Raw genomic sequence first — 18327 nt, 5'->3', positions numbered from 1 at the left:
GTTTTCTTTCGCCAACCCTTTTCATCCTTTTCTCCCCCGGTAGTGTTGCAGCATGTGAGGCGGCTTGTTTTTTTCCCTCCGTGCCCCCATCTTTGTTTCAAGGATATTTCTATTACGGGTTCATGCGCGCATGCGACCCCTCTGCGAGCGAGCTTCTGCCATGACGACTCACAGCGATTTTCCGCTATTACCTTTGCGCGATGTGGTGGTCTATCCCCACATGGTCATTCCGTTATTCGTGGGCCGCGAGCGTTCGATCGAGGCGCTCGAAGCTGCGATGTCCGGCGACAAGCAGGTCCTGCTGGTTGCTCAACGCAATCCGGCAGATGACGACCCGGGCCACAATGAGCTGTACCAGCTCGGGACAGTCGCAACCATCCTTCAGCTGCTCAAGCTCCCAGACGGCACCGTCAAGGTGCTGGTAGAAGGCGAGCAGCGTGCCCGCATCGCCGACATGCGCGAACAGGACGGCTACCAGATGGCCTCCGTGGAGCTGCTGAGCGAAGCAGCCTTGGACGAACGGGAAGGCGAGGTATTGGTTCGTAGCCTGATGAGCCAGTTCGAACAGTTCGTGCAGTTGGGCAAGAAGGTGCCGGCGGAGGTCGTCTCGTCGCTCTCCAGCATCGAAGAGCCCAGCCGGTTGGTTGATACCATGGCCGCGCACCTGACGCTGAAACTCGAACAGAAGCAGGAGATTCTCGAGATTCTGCCCTTGCGAGAGCGTGTCGAGCACGTTTTGGGGGTGCTCGATGGCGAGATCGATCTGCTTCAGGTTGAAAAGCGCATTCGTGGCCGTGTGAAGAAGCAGATGGAGCGAAGTCAGCGCGAGTACTACCTGAATGAGCAAATGAAGGCGATCCAGAAGGAGATGGGCGGCCTCGACGAAAGCGGCGGCGAGCTTGAGGATCTGAAAAAGAAGATCGACGACGCGGGCATGCCTGAAGAGGCGCATGGCAAAGCCATGACGGAGCTGAACAAGCTCAAGATGATGTCGCCGATGTCCGCCGAAGCCACTGTGGTTCGTTCGTACATAGACTGGTTGAGCAATGTGCCCTGGAAGAAGGCGAGCAAGGTGCGCAACGACCTTCAGCACGCCGAGGAAGTGCTGGAAGCCGACCATTACGGCCTGGAAGAGGTCAAGGAACGCATTCTGGAGTATCTGGCGGTACAGAAACGCGTGCGCAAGCTCAAGGGGCCTGTGCTATGCCTCGTGGGCCCTCCGGGCGTGGGCAAGACATCGCTTGGCGAATCGCTGGCTCGTGCCACGAATCGCAAGTTCGTGCGTATGGCGCTTGGTGGCGTCCGCGACGAGGCGGAAATCCGCGGCCATCGACGGACCTACATCGGTTCGCTGCCAGGCAAGCTGATCCAGAAAATGACCAAGGCAGGAGTGCGTAATCCGCTTTTCCTGCTGGACGAGATCGACAAGATGGGTCAGGACATGCGCGGCGATCCATCGTCGGCACTCCTTGAGGTGCTCGATCCAGAGCAGAACCATGCTTTCAACGATCACTACCTGGAGGTCGATTACGACCTGTCGGACGTCATGTTCATCTGTACCTCCAACTCGATGAACATCCCGGCGCCGCTGCTGGATCGCATGGAGGTGATTCGCATCCCGGGCTACACCGAGGATGAGAAGGTGAACATTGCCCAGCGTTACCTCGTGCCAAAGCAGGTGAAAAACAACGGCCTGAAGAAAGACGAGCTGGTTTTCGATGCCGACTCGATTCGTTCGATCATCCGTTATTACACTCGCGAGGCGGGCGTCCGCGGACTGGAACGACAGATTGCCAAACTCTGTCGCAAGGTGGTCAGAGAGCAGGTAGGCAAGGCCAGGGGCAAGAGTCAGCCAGTGGTGCTCAGCGAAAGCCTGATCGAAGAATATCTGGGCGTACGCAGGTTCAAGTATGGCCTCGCCGAAGAATCCGATCAGGTCGGCCAGGTAACTGGTCTGGCCTGGACACAGGTAGGCGGTGAGCTGCTGCACCTGGAGGCAGTAGCCGTGCCGGGCAAGGGTCGTCAGATCAAGACAGGGTCGCTGGGCGATGTGATGCAGGAATCCATCAGCGCAGCCCTTACCGTGGTGCGCAGCCGTGCGGCCAGTCTCGGCATCGCTGCTGATTTCCACGAGAAGCACGACTTGCACATCCACGTGCCTGAAGGCGCGACTCCCAAGGATGGGCCCAGTGCAGGGGTGGGGATGTGCACCGCGCTGGTGTCCGCCTTGACCAACATCCCGGTGCGTGCCGAAGTGGCCATGACCGGTGAAATCACGCTTCGCGGCCAGGTCCTGCCGATCGGCGGGTTGAAGGAGAAGCTGCTCGCTGCACACCGAGGTGGGATCAAAACGGTGGTCATTCCGCACGACAATGTACGCGATCTCAAGGAGATCCCGGAGAACATCAAGAAGGACCTGGACATCAAGCCGGTCAAATGGATTGACGAAGTGCTGCAGATTGCGCTGCAATACGCTCCGGAGCCTTTGCAGGAAAGGGTTGAAGAGATGAGCGCAAAGGATGACAATCGCGATGCTGACGCCAAGGAGCGCATCAGTACACACTAAGTGTGAAAGCGGTCAAATCCGGGGGTGAGAGGGCCCGCTGATTTGACCGCAAGACCTTAAGCATTCCTTGACACGGTTTTTGAGCACTTGCTATAAAGCGTGCTTCGACCCAAGCAGGTATGCTGACTGGCTACAGCTTCGCTACAGACCACAAGCTTACATAACGACTAACAAACTCATTTATTGGATAAAGGGGACTTAGAGTGAACAAGTCTGAATTGATCGATGCCATCGCTGCATCCGCGGATATTCCGAAAGCTGCTGCCGGTCGTGCTCTTGACGCCGTCATCGACTCTATTACTGGTGCTCTGAAGGATGGCGATTCGGTCGTTCTGGTTGGCTTCGGTACTTTCGCCGTCAAGGAACGCGCCGCTCGCACTGGCCGCAACCCGCAGACTGGCAACCCGATCGAAATCAGCGCTGCCAAGATCCCCGGCTTCAAGGCAGGCAAGGCACTGAAGGACGCTGTTAACTGATCGCGTCCTGTGACTGACAGGGCATGTGACGCGGTAATGCGTCACACGCAAACGGAACCAATGCCGGCACGGGCCGCACCGCGGTCCTGACCGAACTCCGAGAGTTCACGGCTCCGTCAGTTCCAAGAAGGCGCATCAATGACGATGCGCCTTTTTTGTTTCCGGACAGTTGTTCCGGTTTATTACAAGACAGCAGGACCGCCGCCACAGGGCAGGGCGGACAATTTGGGGGCATGATGCTGCAAACAATGCGGGACAATGCGCAGAGCTGGGTCGCCAAGGTGATCGTCGGCGTCATTGTGCTGATTTTCGCCTTGACTGGCTGGGAGTCGATCAGCCGCTTCACCAGCAATGAAGACAAGGCAGCCGAGGTTAATGACATCACCATCACCCGGGCTGAGCTCGAGCAATCGGTCGCGCTTCAGCGCCGCCAGCTGGTGCAACAAATGCGTCAGATGGGTAATGAGATCGACCCAAGCATGATTGATGATGATCTTCTACGTGCCTCGGTGCTGGACAGCCTGATCGATCGGGCGGTACTGCTCGACGCAGCCCAGGAATCTGACCTGCGTGTTACCGATGCCATGATCGACCAGTTGATTCTGTCGACCCCGGATTTTCAGGCTAACGGGGCGTTCGACTCGAACCGGTTCGATGCTGCGATTCGTAACATGGGCCTGAGTTCGAGAATGGCTTTCCGCGATCTTGTCCGGCAGGAGTTGCTGCTCGCTCAGTTGCGTAACGCTTATCAGGCAACGTCTTTCGCCACGCCTGCAGAGCGGGAGAGGCTCGCTCGATTGGAGAACCAGACGCGGGACTTCGCTGTGATCGAAGTGCCGCTTCAGCGTCACGACGTCGATATCAGCGACGCCGAGGTCCAGGCGTATTACGACGGTAATGCTCAACGTTTCATGACAACCGAACAGGTTGTGCTGGAAACGCTGACATTGTCGAGAAGGGATTTTTTCGATGAAGTGTCCGTGGACGAGCAGGCGGTAGAGCAACTCTACCAGCGCGAGGTAGGTAACCTCAGCGAGCAGCGGCGCGCAGCCCATATCCTTTTTGAAGTGAACGACGAAACCACCCAGGAAGAGGCGCTGGAGCATGCTCGCCAGGTACGCCAGCGACTCGAGCAGGGCGCAGAGTTTGCTGCTGTTGCCGAGCAGGAATCGGACGATCCAGGCAGTGCCAACCAGGGCGGCGATCTGGGCTTTACCGCGCGCGGGGATTTCGACGAAGCTTTCGACGAAGCGCTGTTCGCTCTGGAGGTCGGTCAGGTATCCGAACCCGTGTTGACGCCCTACGGCTACCATCTGATCAAGCTCACTGAAACCAAGGCGCCAGAGGTACCTTCTCTTGAGGAGATGCGTCCGCGGCTCGTCGAGGAGTTGAAGACCGAGCAGGTGGAACGGCGGTTCGTCGAAGCTACTCAGGAGTTGGCCAATCTCGCCTACGAGTCTCAGGATCTGGAACAGCCGGCGCAGGAACTCGGTCTTGAAATCGAGACGTTCGGCCCAGTGCAGCGCTCGGGTGGTGAAGGCATCACCGCCAATCCCAAGGTGATGATGGCGGCCTTCGACGATGAGGTGTTGGTAGAGGGCCGTAATAGCCAACCTCTTGAGCTGGACGCCGACACCGTGGTGGTGCTACGGGTGAAAGAGCATTTGCAGCCCAGGCAGCGGCCGCTCGAGGAAGTGCGTGCCGAAGTCGAAGACTTGCTTCGGTATCGCAAGGCTACCGAGCAGACCGAGGAACTGGCTGAGAACCTGGTTGAACAGCTACGTCAGGGCGAGCGGGACGCACAGGAGGTGGCCGCACAGCTGAGTACTTCCTGGACGAACCATGAAGCGGTAGGGCGGTCTTCCAATTCTTTGCCAGCCAGCCTGGTGCGTAGTGTCTTCGCTATGCCGCGTCCCGAGCAGAGCGAGGCCGTATACGGTCAGTTCCGCCAGACTGATGGGTCACGGTGGGTGGTCCGGTTGACTGGCGTGGCCACGCCGGTGGATGTAGCTGAACAAGCCGAGGCCGAGGCGTACCAGCAATTCATCAGCGGTCAGGGTGGGGATCAGGACTTCTCCGCGGTGCAGGAGCGCTTCCGAGAGCAGGCCGAGATCGAGCGTTACTGAACAGAGCGCGCCGGGAATGGCCAGCGCGCTTTTTAGACATAAAAAAAGCCGCTTTCGCGGCTTTTTTTATGTCTGGCTTTACTCTTCCAGGTTACCCATGGCGGTGATATTGAAGCCGCCATCGACGTATGTGATCTCGCCAGATATCCCAGAAGCAAGGTCGGAGCACAGAAACGCGCCTACATTGCCGACTTCGTCAATGGTGACGTTGCGGCGCATAGGCGTCTGACGCTCATTGTGGGACAGCATCTTGCGGAAGCTCTTGATGCCCGAGGCAGCGAGAGTGCGAATAGGGCCGGCGGAGATGGCATTCACGCGAGTGCCTTCCGGCCCCAGGCTGGTAGCGAGGTAGCGAACGCCGGCTTCCAGGCTAGCCTTGGCCATACCCATCACGTTGTAATTCGGCATGGTGCGCTCAGCGCCAAGGTACGAAAGAGTCAGCAGGCTGCCGTTGCGTCCTTTCATCATCTCGCGTCCGGCCTTGGCCAGCGCAACGAAGCTGTAGGCACTGATGTCATGGGCGATGCGGAACCCTTCACGGGTGGTGACGTCCGTAAAGTCGCCGTCCAGCTGGTCGCCGGGGGCGAAGCCGACAGAGTGCACGATGCAGTCGAGGCCGTCCCACTTCTTGCCGAGCTCGGCGAAGACTTTCTCGATCTCGGCATCATCAGCCACGTCGCAAGGAAAGCACAATTCCGGCCCCGAACCCCATTCGGCGGCGAACCCTTCGACGCGTGCCTTGAGTTTCTCGTTCTGGTAGGTAAAGGCGAGTTCGGCGCCCTCGCGATGCATGGCAGCGGCGATGCCGGAGGCGATCGACAGTTTGCTGGCTACACCTACGATGAGGACGCGTTTACCGGTAAGAAATCCCATGCTTGGTTCCTGTTTTTCTGCTGGGCCCGTTCTTCAGGCCGTGTTGTGTTCGACCGGGTGAGCGAAAGCCGCTTCGAGTAACTGGCGAGTATAGCCATGTTGTGGCGAAGCGAATATCTCCCTTGCCGGCCCCTGTTCTACGATCTCGCCATGACGAATCACCATCAACTGGTGGCTGAGCGCCCTGACGACTGCAAGGTCGTGGCTGATAAACAAATAACTCAGATTGTGCCTGCGCTGCAGATCGCGGAGCAATTCGACCACCTGACCCTGCACGGTGCGGTCGAGCGCAGAGGTCGGCTCGTCCAGCAGGATCAACGACGGTTTCAGTACCAGCGCGCGGGCGATGGCCACCCGCTGACGCTGACCGCCGGAAAACTCGTGCGGATAGCGGTGCCGGCTATCAGGATCCAGGCCGACTTCCTCCAGAGCCTGAATGACCATCTGCTCCCGTTCGGGCGCAGTGCCGATGCGGTGAATCTGCAGCCCCTCGCTGATGATCTGAGCAATCGACATGCGTGGGCTCAGGCTGCCGAATGGATCCTGAAACACCACCTGGAATTGCCTGCGCATGGGCCGCACTGCATTCTGGCCAAGGCCGTCCAGACGCTGCCCGTTGCATTCAATCAATCCTTCGCTCTCGATCAGGCGAAGCAGCGCCATCCCGAGCGTGGTCTTGCCCGAACCACTTTCACCGACAATGCCCAGCGTCTGGCCACGTTGCAGCGAGAAGCTCGCATCGGTCACGGCTTTGACGTGATCTACGACCCGCTTGAACACGCCCTGGCGTATCGGAAACCATACGCGCAGGTTTTCGGCTCGCAGGATCGTCGGTGCTTGTGGATCCGCTTCAACCGGATCACCCGATGGGTCGGCAGCCAGTAGCTCGCGCGTGTACTCATGCTGAGGGCTGGCGAAGAGCGTTGCACAATCATTCTCTTCGACGACGCGACCTTGATACATGACACATACGCGGTGCGCGATTCTTCGAACCAGATTCAGATCATGGCTGATCAGCAGCAGGGCCATGCCGAGCTTCTGCTGAAGCGATTTGAGCAACTCAAGGATTTTGAGCTGTACGGTAACATCCAGCGCCGTGGTCGGCTCGTCTGCGATAAGCAATTCAGGTTCGTTGGCCAGGGCCATGGCTATCATGACCCGTTGGCGTTGCCCGCCTGAAAGCTCATGTGGATAGGCCTTGAGTCGGCTGGCCGGGTCAGGGATCCCGACCAGGTCGAGTAACTCGAGCGTCCGTTCTCGGGCCGCGACCTTGTCCAGACCCTTGTGCAGGAACAGCACCTCGTTGATCTGCCGTTCGATTGTGTGCAACGGATTCAACGACGACATTGGTTCCTGGAAAATCATCGAAATGCGGTTGCCCCGCACCTGACGCAACCGTTTCTCGTTCGCCGTCAGCAGGTTCTCGCCGCGGTAGAAAATTTCCCCGGTGGGATGGCGGGAAGAAGAGGCGGGCAGCAGGCGCAAGATGGAATGCGCTGTGACGGATTTGCCCGAGCCGCTTTCTCCTACCAGTGCTAGCGTCTGTCCGGGGTTGAGCTCGAAGCTGACACCTTTTACCGCGAGCGTTTCTTCCCGTTCGGACGCAAACGCGACGCTGAGATTTTCGATCCGTATCAAAGGCTGGTCGGTCATGTCACTTCCTCGGGTCGAAGGCGTCGCGCAGCGCCTCGCCAATGAACACCAGCAGGGTGAGCATCAAGGAGAGCACGACGAACGCGGTGAGGCCCAGCCACGGTGCTTGAAGGTTGGACTTGCCCTGCGAGATGAGCTCACCCAGCGAAGGAGATCCGGCCGGCAAGCCGAAGCCGAGGAAATCCAGCGAAGTGAGCGTAATGACACCACCAGTGAGGATGAACGGAAAAAAGGTCAGGGTCGCAACCATCGCGTTGGGCAGGATGTGGCGGAACATGATCACCTGATTACTGGCCCCGAGAGCGCGCGCGGCCCGCACATACTCCAGATTGCGGCCGCGGAGGAATTCGGCGCGCACGACGTCGACCAGCGACATCCAGGAAAACAGCAACATGATTCCCAGCAGCCACCAGAAGTTGGGCTGAACGAAACTGGCGAGGATGATCAACAGATACAGCACCGGGAGGCCGGACCATACCTCGATGAAGCGCTGCCCGATCAGGTCGACTCGCCCGCCATAGAACCCCTGGACAGCGCCCGCCACCACACCGATGACGGAGCTGACGATAGTCAGGGTCAGAGCGAAGAGTACCGATATGCGAAAACCATATATGACGCGCGAGAGCACGTCGCGCGCCTGGTCGTCGGTTCCCAGCCAGTTGTCGGGAGAGGGCGGCGCGGGAGCCGGAACGTCGAGTTCATAATTGATCGTCGAATAGCTGTAGGGGATCGGTGGCCAGAGCATCCAGCCTTCGCCTTCCTCCTCGATGAGCTGTCTCACGTAGGGGCTGCGGTAGTCCGCTTCGATAGGAAATTCACCACCGAACTCCGTCTCTGCATACCGGGCGAAGACCGGAAAATACAGCTCATCCTGATAGCTCAGCACCAAGGGTTTGTCGTTGGCTATCAGTTCAGCGCCAAGGCTCAGTACGAATAGCACCGTGAATATATGCAGTGACCACCATCCGCGCCGGTTGGCCTTGAAGCGATCCATGCGCCGCTGATTCATCGGTGACAGTTGGAAACCCATGCTCAACCCTCCCGACTTTCAAAGTCGATGCGTGGGTCGACCAGCGTATAGGCGATGTCGCCAATCAACTTAACGATCAGGCCGAGCAGGGTGAAGATGAACAGCGTGCCGAACATCACCGGGTAGTCGCGGTTGATCGCGGCTTCGAAACCAAGCAGCCCGAGGCCATCCAGAGAGAAGATCACTTCGATCAGCAACGCCCCCGTAAAGAACACGCTGATCAAGGCCGAGGGAAAGCCGGCGATGATCAGCAGCATGGCATTGCGGAAGACGTGGCCGTACAGTACGCGGCGTTCGGTCAGCCCCTTTGCCCGGGCGGTGGTCACGTACTGCTTGCCGATCTCATCAAGGAAACAGTTTTTGGTGAGCATGGTCAGCGTGGCGAAGCTGCCGATGACCATGGCTGTGATCGGCAGGATCAGGTGCCACAGGTAGTCCTTGATCTTGCCCCAGGTATCGAGTTGATCCCAGTTATTGGAGGTTAGGCCGCGAAGCGGGAACCAGTCCCAATAGCTGCCACCGGCGAACAGTACGATGAGCAGGATGGCCAGCAGAAACCCGGGAATGGCGTAGCCGACAATGATCAGCGAGCTGCTCCACACATCGAACGCTGAACCATGCTTGATCGCCTTGCGAATCCCCAAGGGTATGGATATCAGGTAGGTCAGCAGCGTCGTCCAGAGCCCCAGGGAGATCGAGACGGGCATCTTCTCCAGAATCAGGTCGGTCACGCTGGCGTCACGGAAGAAGCTGTCGCCGAAGTCGAAAGTCAGATAACCCTTGATCATCAGCCAGAAGCGCTCATGCGGTGGCTTGTCGAAGCCGTACATCCGCTCGATCTCGGCGATGATGGACGGGTCCAGCCCCTGTGCGCCGCGATAGCTGCCACTGGCCGCAACTTCGCCCTGGGCACTGCCGGAGATTCGGCTGGTTGCCCCTTCCATACCTTCCAGATTGGCGATCATCTGCTCTACCGGGCCACCGGGCGCGGCCTGAATGATCAGAAAGTTGATGAGCAAAATGCCGAACAGCGTCGGGATGATCAGCAGAAGACGACGAACGATATAAGCCAGCATTTAGTCTTCGGCCCCGCTGGCTTCTTGCGGCTCGCTCTGTGTGCTGGCAGGCGCCGGCTCGCCAATCAGCGTCTCGGGTGCCGGTGCGTCAGGCTTGCTCTGATCGACCCACCAGGTGCGCAGACCGAGATCATACTTCGGCGCAATCGCCGGGTGGGCAAACTTGTCCCAGTAGGCCACGCGATAGACCGGAGTGTAGAAATTCGGAACCAGGATATGCTTGGCGCGCAACACTCGATCCAGAGCACGGGTGTGGTTGATCAATTCTTCGCGTGAGTCGGCTTGTATCAATCCTTCTACCAGGGCGTCTACCGCCGGATCACGTAGCCCCATGAGGTTGCGACTGCCGGGGTTGTCGGCGCTGGACGAATGCCAGTATTCACGCTGCTCGTTCCCCGGCGAGTTGGACTGGCCGAAGCCGCTGACCACCATGTCGAAGTCGCGGCTGCGCAGACGATTGATGTACTGCGAAACGTCGACCCGGCGGATATTCATTTCGATGCCGAGGGATGCGAGATTGCGCTTGAACGGCAACAGAACGCGCTCGAAATCTGCCTGAACCAACAGAAATTCGAACTTCAGCGGTTCCCCGGCTTCATTCACCAGTTGATCGTCCTTGATACTCCATCCGGCCTCCTGCAAAAGAGCATAGGCCTGACGCATCTGCTCGCGAATGACGCCGCTGCCGTCGGTTTCCGGCGGGCGATGAGCAGGGCCGAATACCGATTCGGGCAACGTGTCCCTAAGCGGTTCCAGTAGCGCCAGTTCGGCCTCGCTCGGCGAGCCTTCGGCCGCTAGTTCGGAGTTGCCAAAGAAGCTCTCGCTGCGTGTATAGGCCCCGTGGAACAGACGAGCATTGGCCCATTCGAAGTCGAACAGCAGGCTGATGGCCTGGCGCACGCGCGGATCATCGAACTGCGGCTTGCGCAGGTTAAAGACGAAACCCTGCATGCCCTGAGTGTTCTGGTTGGGGATTTCTTCCTTGATGATACGGCCGTCGCGCAGCGCGGGGCTGTCATATCCGGTGGCCCAGTTCCGGGCGCTCACTTCTTGATTGAAGTCGAACTGTCCGGCCTTGAATGCTTCCAGTGCGACGCCGGTATCCCGGTAATAGTCGACGACGATGCGATCAAAGTTGTGAAAGCCTTTTTGAACCGGTAAGTCCTTCGCCCACCAGTCCCTTACCCGTTCGAAGGTGACTGAGCGGCCAGGACGAACATCGGTAATGCGATAGGGGCCGCTGCCCAGCGGTGCCTGCAGGCCGCCGCGATCGAAGTCATTCTCTGCCCAGAAGTGTTCCGGGAGGACAGGTAGCTGTCCGAGCACCAGCGGCAGCTCTCGATTCTGCCCATCCTTGAAGCGAAAGGTCACGGTGTGGTCATCGTCTGCGGTGACGCTTTCGACGTCGGCATAATAGGCCCGATAGAAGGGCGTGCCTTTCTCCACCAGCGTATTGAAGGTAAACACGACGTCGGCGGCGGTGACCGGCTCACCATCATGAAAGCGCGCTTCGGGGCGCAGATGAAAGCGTACCCAGGTGCCGTCCTCGGCACGTTCGATCCGCTCGGCGATCAGCCCATATTCGGTGAATGGTTCGTCGAGAGAATGAAACGTCAGGGTGTCGTAGATTAGATCGAGCTGCTCTGCAGCGGTGCCTTTGCTGATGAAACCGTTGAACGAGTCGAAGCCGCCAAAACCTGAGAGGCGCAGCGTTCCGCCTTTGGGTGCCTCCGGGTTGGCATATTCGAAATGCTCGAAATCAGCTGAATATTTCGGCGGCTCACCGTAAAGGGTCAGAGCGTGGTTGCCTGGGGCGGCCTGGGCCAGCGAGGCGAGCAGGGCGAGACATCCGCCGAATAGCTTGATGGCATGCATGTGAGGGCTCGTATGTCCGATCATCTTGTTCTGTCTATCCACCAGCTGCGTATGGACAGCGAATAGGGGGGCGTCGCGGCAGATTCCAGCCAGTGGCGATGCGCGATGCGGTGGTAGTCGATATACCAGTTCGGGATCGTATAGTGCCCCCAAAGGAGCACCCTGTCTAACGCCCGGGTTGCGGCGATCTGCTGCTCGCGCGTCGACGCGGCGAGCAGGTGTTCGATCATGCGATCCACTACCGGATCATCGATACCGGCGTAGTTTCGGCTGCCGCGTACGTCCCGTTGGCTGGAGTGAAAGTAGGCGTGCTGCTCCATACCGGGGGACAATCCCTGGGGGAGGGTGGCGAAGATCATGTCGTAGTCGAACTGGTCGAGGCGAGCGCGATACTGGGCGCGATCGACCGTGCGGATTTGCATGTCTATCCCCAACCTGGCGAGGTTGGCGCGGTAAGGTTGCACAATGCGTTCAAGACTAGGGTTGACCAGTAACACCTCGAAACTTAGCTGCCGCCCACGCTCGTCCCGCATTTCACCGTTTTTCAACGTGTAGCCAGCCTCGGCGAAGCGTTCCACAGCGGCGCGCTGCGTTTTGCGTGGAATGCCGCGGCCGTCGGTCTGCGGCAGGCTGAAGGGTTGGCGGAACAAACCGTCCGGCAACTGCTCCCGGTAGGGCTGCAGATAGAGGAATTCCTGGCCCGCCGGCAGATCGGTGGCCGCGAAGGGACTATTCGGAAAGTAGCTCAGCGAGCGCTCATAGGCATCGTAGAACAGCACGCGGTTGGACCACTCGAAGTCGAAGAGCATGCCGAGCGCTTCCCGCGCCGCGCGCTGGTCGAATGGCGCACGGCGGGTATTGAAGAACAGTGCCTGCGTAGCGCTGGGAATGCTGTGAGGCACGGCTCGCTTGACCACCTCGCCGGTACGCACTGCGGGGAAATCGTAGCCGGTCGCCCAGTTGCTCGACTTGTGATCGAAGTAGATATCGAATTCGCCGGCTTTGAAGGCTTCGAACGCGACGCTGTTGTCGCGATAGAACTCGACTTCCATCCGGTCGACGTTGTACTTGCCACGATTGATGGGCAGATCTTCACCCCAGTAGTTCTTCACTCGTTCGAAGACCAGTCGCCGTCCCGGCTCGATATGCGTAATGCGATAGGGCCCGCTGTTGAGCCCTGGCTCGTATGTCGTACTGGAGAACTCCCGGTCGCGCCAATGATGTTCCGGCATCACCGGCAGCTCGCCGAGACGCAGGATCAATAGCGGGTTGTCGCTGCGGCTGAAGACAAAACGAATGCGGTGCTTGCCCAGTATGTCAACGCGCTTCACGTCCTGCAGCATCGACCGGTAGTTCGGGTGGGCTTCGCGTTTGAGTAGCCGGTAGGTGAATTCGACATCCGCCGCCGTGATCGGCTGGCCGTCGTGAAACCGGGCCTCGGGCCGCAGATTGAACACAACCCAGCTACGATCATCGGAAAACTCGAGCGATTCGGCGATGAGGCCATAGGCTGAGTACGGCTCGTCCCCGGAGGGATCATACGCACCGCTCCCTACCATCAGTGGTTCATTGAGCTCGCTGATGCCGTAATGAAGAAAATTTCCGGTATTGGCCGGGCTGGTGCCCTTCAATGTGTAAGGATTGACGGTATCGAAGGTCCCCGAGCCCATGACCCGCAAGGTGCCCCCCTCGGGTGCGTCCGGATTGACGTAGTCCAGGTGTTCGAAGTCGGCCGTATAACGCGGTTGCCCGTACAGAGCGTAGCCGTGTTGCTTGTAAACAGCCGCCTGAACCCAGGCCCAGGGCAGCATAAGCAATATCAAGATAAACAGGGAGTTGCGCTTAAACGTCATTAGTAGCCATCTGGTCTGATCAGCGCTCACGCTACCATCCCGACGCTCCTGACGAAAGTGTGTCGTTCTTATGGCAGATGCAGCGTGAGCTGTTGCCCTGGTCGCAACACAGGACCGAGCGCGTTCCACTTGCGGATGCTGTCGATTCCAACCTTGAACTGACGGGCAATGCTATATAGTGAATCGCCCGCCCGCACCACATAGGTGTGTTTGCGTGGGCCGGACGCCACGGCCAGGGTTGCCCCCGGTAGAGACAGCGTCTGGCCCACGGTTAACGCCGAGCCTTTGAGCTTGTTGTGTTGCTGAATGTTGCTCACGCTGATCCCATGTTTCCGTGCGATGAGCCACAGATTGTCGCCGGGCTTGACCTTGTAGGAGGCTGGCTTGGGTGCACTGGCGCTGGCCAGTGCTGTCGGAGGGGCGATGCTGTCGCCGAATTGGGGAAGCATGAGTGTCTGGCCGGCGTGAATGACGTTGCCGTCGAGGTTGTTCACGTCGCGTATGGCACTGACGTTGACCTGATGCCTGCGGGCGATCTGCGAAAGGGTGTCGCCACGACGGACCTGGTAAGGCTGGAATCCCAGCCGCTCGGACTCGGGCAGATCAACCAAGGCGGCTGCGAACTGCTCGGCATTGGCGACGGGTACCAGCAATTGATACGAGCCCTTGGGTGCGGTCACACGATGATTGAAGGCCGGGTTGAGACTCAGCAGCTCTTCGGTCGAAATGGAAGCCAGTTCCGCCGCCTTATGCAGATCGATCTGCTGGTCCACGGTGATTTCCGCAAAATACGGTTCATCATGCAGAGCCGGCAGTACGGTGCCGTAAACAGCCGGGCTTTCGATTATCTGCGCCAGCGCGAGCAGTTTTGGAACGTAATTCATCGTCTCGCGGGGTAGCTGCAGGCTCCAGTAATCGGTCGGCAGTCCCAGTTTGCGATTGCGCTTAACTGCGCGGCCGACGCAACCTTCTCCGCAATTGTAGGCCGCCAGGGCCAGCAGCCAGTCGCCATCAAATTGCTGGTTCAGCCGGGTCAGGTAGTCCAGTGCCGCGCGGGTCGAGGCGGTAATGTCCCGGCGGCCGTCATACCACCAATCCTGACGTAGCGAGTAGAGCTGTCCGGTCGAGGGGATGAACTGCCAGAGTCCGGCCGCCTTGGCACTGGAATAAGCCATCGGATTGTAGGAGCTTTCCACAAACGGCAGCAGGGCTAGCTCGGATGGCATTTCGCGCGCCTCGACCTGCTCGGTGACGTAGTGGAGATAACGGCGAGCCCGCTGCGTGCTCAGCTCGAAATAACGCGGCTGGCTGGCAAACGCCAGGCGCTGCTGGTCGATACGGGGGTCGTCGATGGCTGCAGGGTCGAGCAGAAAGCCCGCGCGCAAACGTGACCACAAGGTATGCGGCTGATTGGCATCAGGGCTGCCCGCGCTGCGGCCGTAGGGCTTCGCCGGGCTGTTTACGGAGTCGAACACGCCGCCGTCCACATACGCCGGTTGTCCGTCGGAGGCGTATTCGGATGTGGTCTGACAACCCGCCGCAACCAGCAGCCCCAGCGTCAGAAGTCCTTTTCTGCAAGCGTTGCGAGCCTTGCCAACTGCGAGATTAGACATAAGCGAGCCCGTTCGATTTTCGGCGATTCTAGGAAGTCACCCCCCGAGGGTCAAGGAAAGGGTTCTCGCTTTTGGATAAAGGGCAATTTTGCAGAGCGCTGGATTTGCCCTCGTACATTCGCGATCGGGCTCAACGAAGCAGTCAGAATCGATCCTTCCAGGCGCGGATAGCGGCGAATGTCGCTTCCCCCGGACTGACCGTTTCGCCTGCCTGGTTGGATGCAGCAGCGACAACCGCCGGCTGTTCGCAGCGGAGAAACGGGTTGGTCAGCTTTTCCAGGCCGATGCTCGAGGGCAGGGTAATCCGACCTGCGGCGCGGAGACCTTCGACCACCTCCAGACGCACCCGGATGTCGTCATTATCCGGTTCGACGGCACGCGCAAAACGCAGGTTGGCTTGCGTGTATTCGTGAGCGCAGAACACTCGAGTAGGATCTGGCAGTTCGGCCAGACGAGTCAGCGAAGCGTGCATCTGCGCCGCGGTACCCTCGAACAGTCTGCCGCAGCCGCCGGCAAACAGCGTGTCGCCGCACAGCAGCCACGGATCTTCATCCTCGCCACCGAAGAAGGCAATGTGCCCGCGAGTGTGTCCCGGTACATCGAACACGCGTGCGGTCTGGCCAAGCAGGCGAATTTCGTCGCCATCGCTCAGCGGTCGATCAACACCGGCGATATCTTCGCCAGCCGGCCCGAACACCTTGCATCCGGTCGCTGCCTTGATCGCCTTGAGTCCGGCGGTGTGGTCGGGATGATGGTGCGTGATGACCATGGTCGTGAGACTGTACTCGGGATGTCGGCCCAACCATTTGATGACCGGAACCGGATCGCCTGGGTCAACCACAGCGGCTTGCAGAGAGGTTTCGTTCAGCATCAGCCAGATATAGTTATCGTTGAATGCCGGTAATGCGATGAACTGTGGCATGCGGGTCGCCTCTTCTGGAATATAGTGAGTAATCTTATAGGAGCCTTGGCGGATCAGGCCAACCGGAGGTGCCATGGAAATCCCCGACGTTTCGAGATCGATAAGCCAGGACGACCTGCTCAGGTTGCTCGACGTAGCGCGTGCCTGGCTGGAATCGCCGCCCGGTCTGATGTTACTCGAGGCCGAGCGCGAGGTGATGCGCAACCATCTGTCGCGCTGCTTTGGACAACACCTGGTGCAGTACGGTCTGGCACCGGCACTGCTCGATCAGGAACGTAGTGTGCTGCGCAATCACTGGCACCTCGACCTGTCGACCGCGTCGGGCGCGATACCTGCTGAAGAATCTCAGTGGCCGTTCGCCCCGCAATCGCTCGATGTCGTCGTCCTCCATCACGGTCTGGACTTCTGCCTGACGCCTCGCAGTCTTCTGCGCGAAGCGAGCCAGGCGGTCAGGGCCGGAGGCCATATGCTGATCTTCGGCTTCAATCCCTGGAGCCTCTGGGGGGCGAGTCATTTCACCGGCCGCGGCTGGTTCAGTGAGGCTGGTTTCGTCAGTCCGGCACGCCTGACTGACTGGCTCGAATTGCTCGGCTTCGCGGTGGAGAAACGCGTCGATGGGTGCTATCGTCCGCCGCTCGCCTCGGAAGCCTGGCTCGGACGATTACATCGCCTGGAAAACTTTGCCGGTCGGCACCAGCTTCCTGGAGGCGGATTCTACTTTCTCGTCGCGCGCCGCCAGATGCTGGGTACTACGCCCCGTCGCGAGCGCGGCATGGTTTTCCCTGCTTTGACGTTACCGCCGCTGGTGGTCGGAAGTCGCAGGACGCACAAGCGGAACAGGAAATGACCCATACCATCGAGATCTTCACCGACGGCGCCTGCAAGGGGAATCCCGGCCCGGGCGGCTGGGGTGTGTTGCTCAGACTCGGCGAACATCAGAAGACGCTCTACGGCGGCGAGTTGCTGACTACCAACAATCGCATGGAGCTGATGGCGGCCATCGAAGGTCTGGCTGCGCTGAAGCGACCGGCGAAGGTCGTGCTGACCACTGACTCCGAATATGTCATGAAGGGTATTCGTGAATGGATGCCCAACTGGAAAAAGCGAGGCTGGAAGACCGCCGCCAAGCAGCCGGTAAAAAATGCTGACCTCTGGCAGAAGCTTGATGTGCTGGCAAACCAGCACGAAGTGGAATGGCGCTGGGTTCGGGGACACAGCGGACATGTCGAGAATGAACTTGCCGATGAATTGGCCAATCTGGGTGTAGCCAAGGTGCTGGCAGAGAAGGATAAGCAGAATGCGTGAAGTAGTACTGGATACCGAAACCACCGGTATCGAGGTGCGCGAGGGGCACCGCATCATCGAAATTGGTTGCGTCGAAGTCATTGATCGACGCCTGACCGGCCGGCACTTCCACGTCTACGTCAATCCGCAGCGTGAAGTGGAAGAGGGCGCCTTCGCCGTACATGGTATCAGTGACGAGTTTCTGGCAGACAAACCCCTGTTCAGCGACGTCGTCGATGATTTCATGGAATTCATCATCGGCGCTCGGCTGGTCATCCACAACGCAGCGTTCGACGTCGGCTTTATCGACGCCGAACTGGCCCTGTTGAACCGCGGACACGGACGCGTCGCCGATCACTGTAGCGTGACCGATACGTTGTTGATGGCCAGAGAAAAGCATCCTGGTCAGCGCAACAGCCTGGACGCGCTATGCAAACGCTATGGCGTAGACAACTCGCAGCGTGACCTGCACGGCGCCTTGCTCGATGCCGAGATTCTCGCTGACGTCTATCTGACCATGACCGGCGGCCAGACAGCGCTGTCGCTGGCGGGGCAGGGGTCGGATGAGAATGAATCGGGTGTTATCAGTGTTGTCCGCCGGCTCCCGGCCGATCGCCCGCGACTGAAGGTCCTGGCCCCCAGCGAAGACGAGCTGGCGTTGCATGTCGAACGGCTGGCGGCAATCGAAAAGTCGGCCGGCTTTGCCCTATGGAATGGCAAGCCGGCCGAGTAAGCCTTCAGATCCAGTTGGTTACCGCAAACGGGCCCACTCCGCCGAGTACCAGAATGTACGGCAGGGTCATGACGACCATTCGCCCGTACAACAGGCGCACCAGCGGCGCAACGGCCGAGGCCAGCAGAAACAGGAAAGCGGCCTGCCCGTTGGGTGTCGCCACGCTCGGCAGGTTGGTTCCGGTATTGATCGCAATCGCCAGGCGGAGCCATCAGCAGGAAGAACTCGACAAACTCCCTACCCGCTA

At 59.3% G+C, this 18327-nt stretch carries 14 protein-coding genes and 1 pseudogene; 6 read left to right on the top strand and 9 right to left on the bottom strand.

Going from position 1 to position 18327, the window contains the following annotated elements; translation table 11 throughout:
* Positions 1-160 precede the first annotated feature (160 nt).
* The 3 genes from lon (at position 161) to BLT85_RS07275 (ending at position 5168) form a co-directional block, all read left to right on the top strand.
* On the top strand, positions 161-2566 hold the full coding sequence (lon, locus tag BLT85_RS07285; protein WP_093392654.1) for an endopeptidase La: 2406 nt from the start codon (positions 161-163) through the stop codon (positions 2564-2566).
* A gap of 203 nt (positions 2567-2769) precedes the next feature.
* Complete coding sequence (locus BLT85_RS07280) at positions 2770-3042, top strand: HU family DNA-binding protein (protein WP_093392652.1); 273 nt, start codon at positions 2770-2772, stop codon at positions 3040-3042.
* A 233-nt stretch (positions 3043-3275) separates the two neighbouring features.
* A complete protein-coding gene (locus tag BLT85_RS07275; protein ID WP_093392650.1) occupies positions 3276-5168 on the top strand; it encodes a SurA N-terminal domain-containing protein in 1893 nt (630 codons plus the stop codon).
* 78 nt (positions 5169-5246) lie between these two features.
* Here the strand turns inward: BLT85_RS07275 and fabI are convergent, their stop codons facing one another.
* From fabI to gloB, 8 genes are all read right to left on the bottom strand, one after another.
* Positions 5247-6041, bottom strand: coding sequence for an enoyl-ACP reductase FabI (gene fabI, locus BLT85_RS07270; protein ID WP_093392648.1), 795 nt, complete (start codon positions 6039-6041; stop codon positions 5247-5249).
* A gap of 33 nt (positions 6042-6074) precedes the next feature.
* A complete protein-coding gene (locus BLT85_RS07265) occupies positions 6075-7694 on the bottom strand; it encodes an ABC transporter ATP-binding protein (protein WP_093392646.1) in 1620 nt (539 codons plus the stop codon).
* A gap of 1 nt (position 7695) precedes the next feature.
* A complete protein-coding gene (locus BLT85_RS07260) occupies positions 7696-8724 on the bottom strand; it encodes an ABC transporter permease (RefSeq protein WP_093392644.1) in 1029 nt (342 codons plus the stop codon).
* Between the two features lie 2 nt (positions 8725-8726).
* Positions 8727-9800, bottom strand: coding sequence for a microcin C ABC transporter permease YejB (locus BLT85_RS07255; protein WP_093392642.1), 1074 nt, complete (start codon positions 9798-9800; stop codon positions 8727-8729).
* Entirely contained in the window at positions 9801-11675 is a 1875-nt protein-coding gene (locus tag BLT85_RS07250) for an extracellular solute-binding protein (RefSeq protein WP_093392640.1), read from the bottom strand.
* Between the two features lie 20 nt (positions 11676-11695).
* Positions 11696-13528, bottom strand: a complete 1833-nt coding sequence (locus tag BLT85_RS07245) for an extracellular solute-binding protein (RefSeq protein ID WP_093392638.1) — start codon at positions 13526-13528, stop codon at positions 11696-11698.
* A gap of 68 nt (positions 13529-13596) precedes the next feature.
* Positions 13597-15141 (bottom strand): lytic transglycosylase, encoded by a 1545-nt coding sequence (locus tag BLT85_RS07240; protein WP_093392636.1) that lies wholly within the window; start codon positions 15139-15141, stop codon positions 13597-13599.
* 142 nt (positions 15142-15283) lie between these two features.
* A complete protein-coding gene (gene gloB / locus BLT85_RS07235; RefSeq protein WP_093397501.1) occupies positions 15284-16063 on the bottom strand; it encodes a hydroxyacylglutathione hydrolase in 780 nt (259 codons plus the stop codon).
* A gap of 73 nt (positions 16064-16136) precedes the next feature.
* Between gloB and BLT85_RS07230 the strand changes: the two genes are divergently transcribed.
* The 3 genes from BLT85_RS07230 to dnaQ are packed head-to-tail and all read left to right on the top strand — an operon-like array spanning position 16137 to position 18080.
* A complete protein-coding gene (locus tag BLT85_RS07230) occupies positions 16137-16910 on the top strand; it encodes a class I SAM-dependent methyltransferase (RefSeq protein ID WP_093392634.1) in 774 nt (257 codons plus the stop codon).
* Complete coding sequence (gene rnhA, locus BLT85_RS07225; protein ID WP_093392632.1) at positions 16907-17368, top strand: ribonuclease HI; 462 nt, start codon at positions 16907-16909, stop codon at positions 17366-17368. Before BLT85_RS07230 ends, rnhA begins: the two co-directional genes overlap by 4 nt.
* Positions 17361-18080, top strand: coding sequence for a DNA polymerase III subunit epsilon (gene dnaQ, locus BLT85_RS07220; protein WP_093392630.1), 720 nt, complete (start codon positions 17361-17363; stop codon positions 18078-18080). Before rnhA ends, dnaQ begins: the two co-directional genes overlap by 8 nt.
* Before the next feature lie 4 nt (positions 18081-18084).
* Here dnaQ and nhaB read toward each other — a convergent pair.
* A pseudogene (nhaB, locus tag BLT85_RS07215) lies at positions 18085-18282 on the bottom strand (sodium/proton antiporter); the annotation flags it as partial.
* Between the last annotated feature and the right edge of the window lie 45 nt (positions 18283-18327).

The sequence above is a fragment of the Halopseudomonas xinjiangensis genome (assembly GCF_900104945.1).
GTDB lineage: Bacteria > Pseudomonadota > Gammaproteobacteria > Pseudomonadales > Pseudomonadaceae > Halopseudomonas > Halopseudomonas xinjiangensis.
This window is presented reverse-complemented; position numbering and strand designations above follow the sequence as displayed.

What these genes read in the sequence shown, in the direction of transcription:
- BLT85_RS07275 (WP_093392650.1), top strand. Translation starts at nt 3,276, where the DNA reads ATGATGCTGCAAACAATGCGGGACAATGCGCAGAGCTGGGTCGCCAAG.
- BLT85_RS07230 (WP_093392634.1), top strand. Translation starts at nt 16,137, where the DNA reads ATGGAAATCCCCGACGTTTCGAGATCGATAAGCCAGGACGACCTGCTC.
- BLT85_RS07245 (WP_093392638.1), bottom strand. Translation starts at nt 13,528, where the DNA reads ATGACGTTTAAGCGCAACTCCCTGTTTATCTTGATATTGCTTATGCTG.
- BLT85_RS07250 (WP_093392640.1), bottom strand. Translation starts at nt 11,675, where the DNA reads ATGCATGCCATCAAGCTATTCGGCGGATGTCTCGCCCTGCTCGCCTCG.
- fabI (WP_093392648.1), bottom strand. Translation starts at nt 6,041, where the DNA reads ATGGGATTTCTTACCGGTAAACGCGTCCTCATCGTAGGTGTAGCCAGC.
- rnhA (WP_093392632.1), top strand. Translation starts at nt 16,907, where the DNA reads ATGACCCATACCATCGAGATCTTCACCGACGGCGCCTGCAAGGGGAAT.
- gloB (WP_093397501.1), bottom strand. Translation starts at nt 16,063, where the DNA reads ATGCCACAGTTCATCGCATTACCGGCATTCAACGATAACTATATCTGG.
- BLT85_RS07240 (WP_093392636.1), bottom strand. Translation starts at nt 15,141, where the DNA reads ATGTCTAATCTCGCAGTTGGCAAGGCTCGCAACGCTTGCAGAAAAGGA.
- BLT85_RS07260 (WP_093392644.1), bottom strand. Translation starts at nt 8,724, where the DNA reads ATGGGTTTCCAACTGTCACCGATGAATCAGCGGCGCATGGATCGCTTC.
- dnaQ (WP_093392630.1), top strand. Translation starts at nt 17,361, where the DNA reads ATGCGTGAAGTAGTACTGGATACCGAAACCACCGGTATCGAGGTGCGC.
- BLT85_RS07255 (WP_093392642.1), bottom strand. Translation starts at nt 9,800, where the DNA reads ATGCTGGCTTATATCGTTCGTCGTCTTCTGCTGATCATCCCGACGCTG.
- lon (WP_093392654.1), top strand. Translation starts at nt 161, where the DNA reads ATGACGACTCACAGCGATTTTCCGCTATTACCTTTGCGCGATGTGGTG.
- BLT85_RS07265 (WP_093392646.1), bottom strand. Translation starts at nt 7,694, where the DNA reads ATGACCGACCAGCCTTTGATACGGATCGAAAATCTCAGCGTCGCGTTT.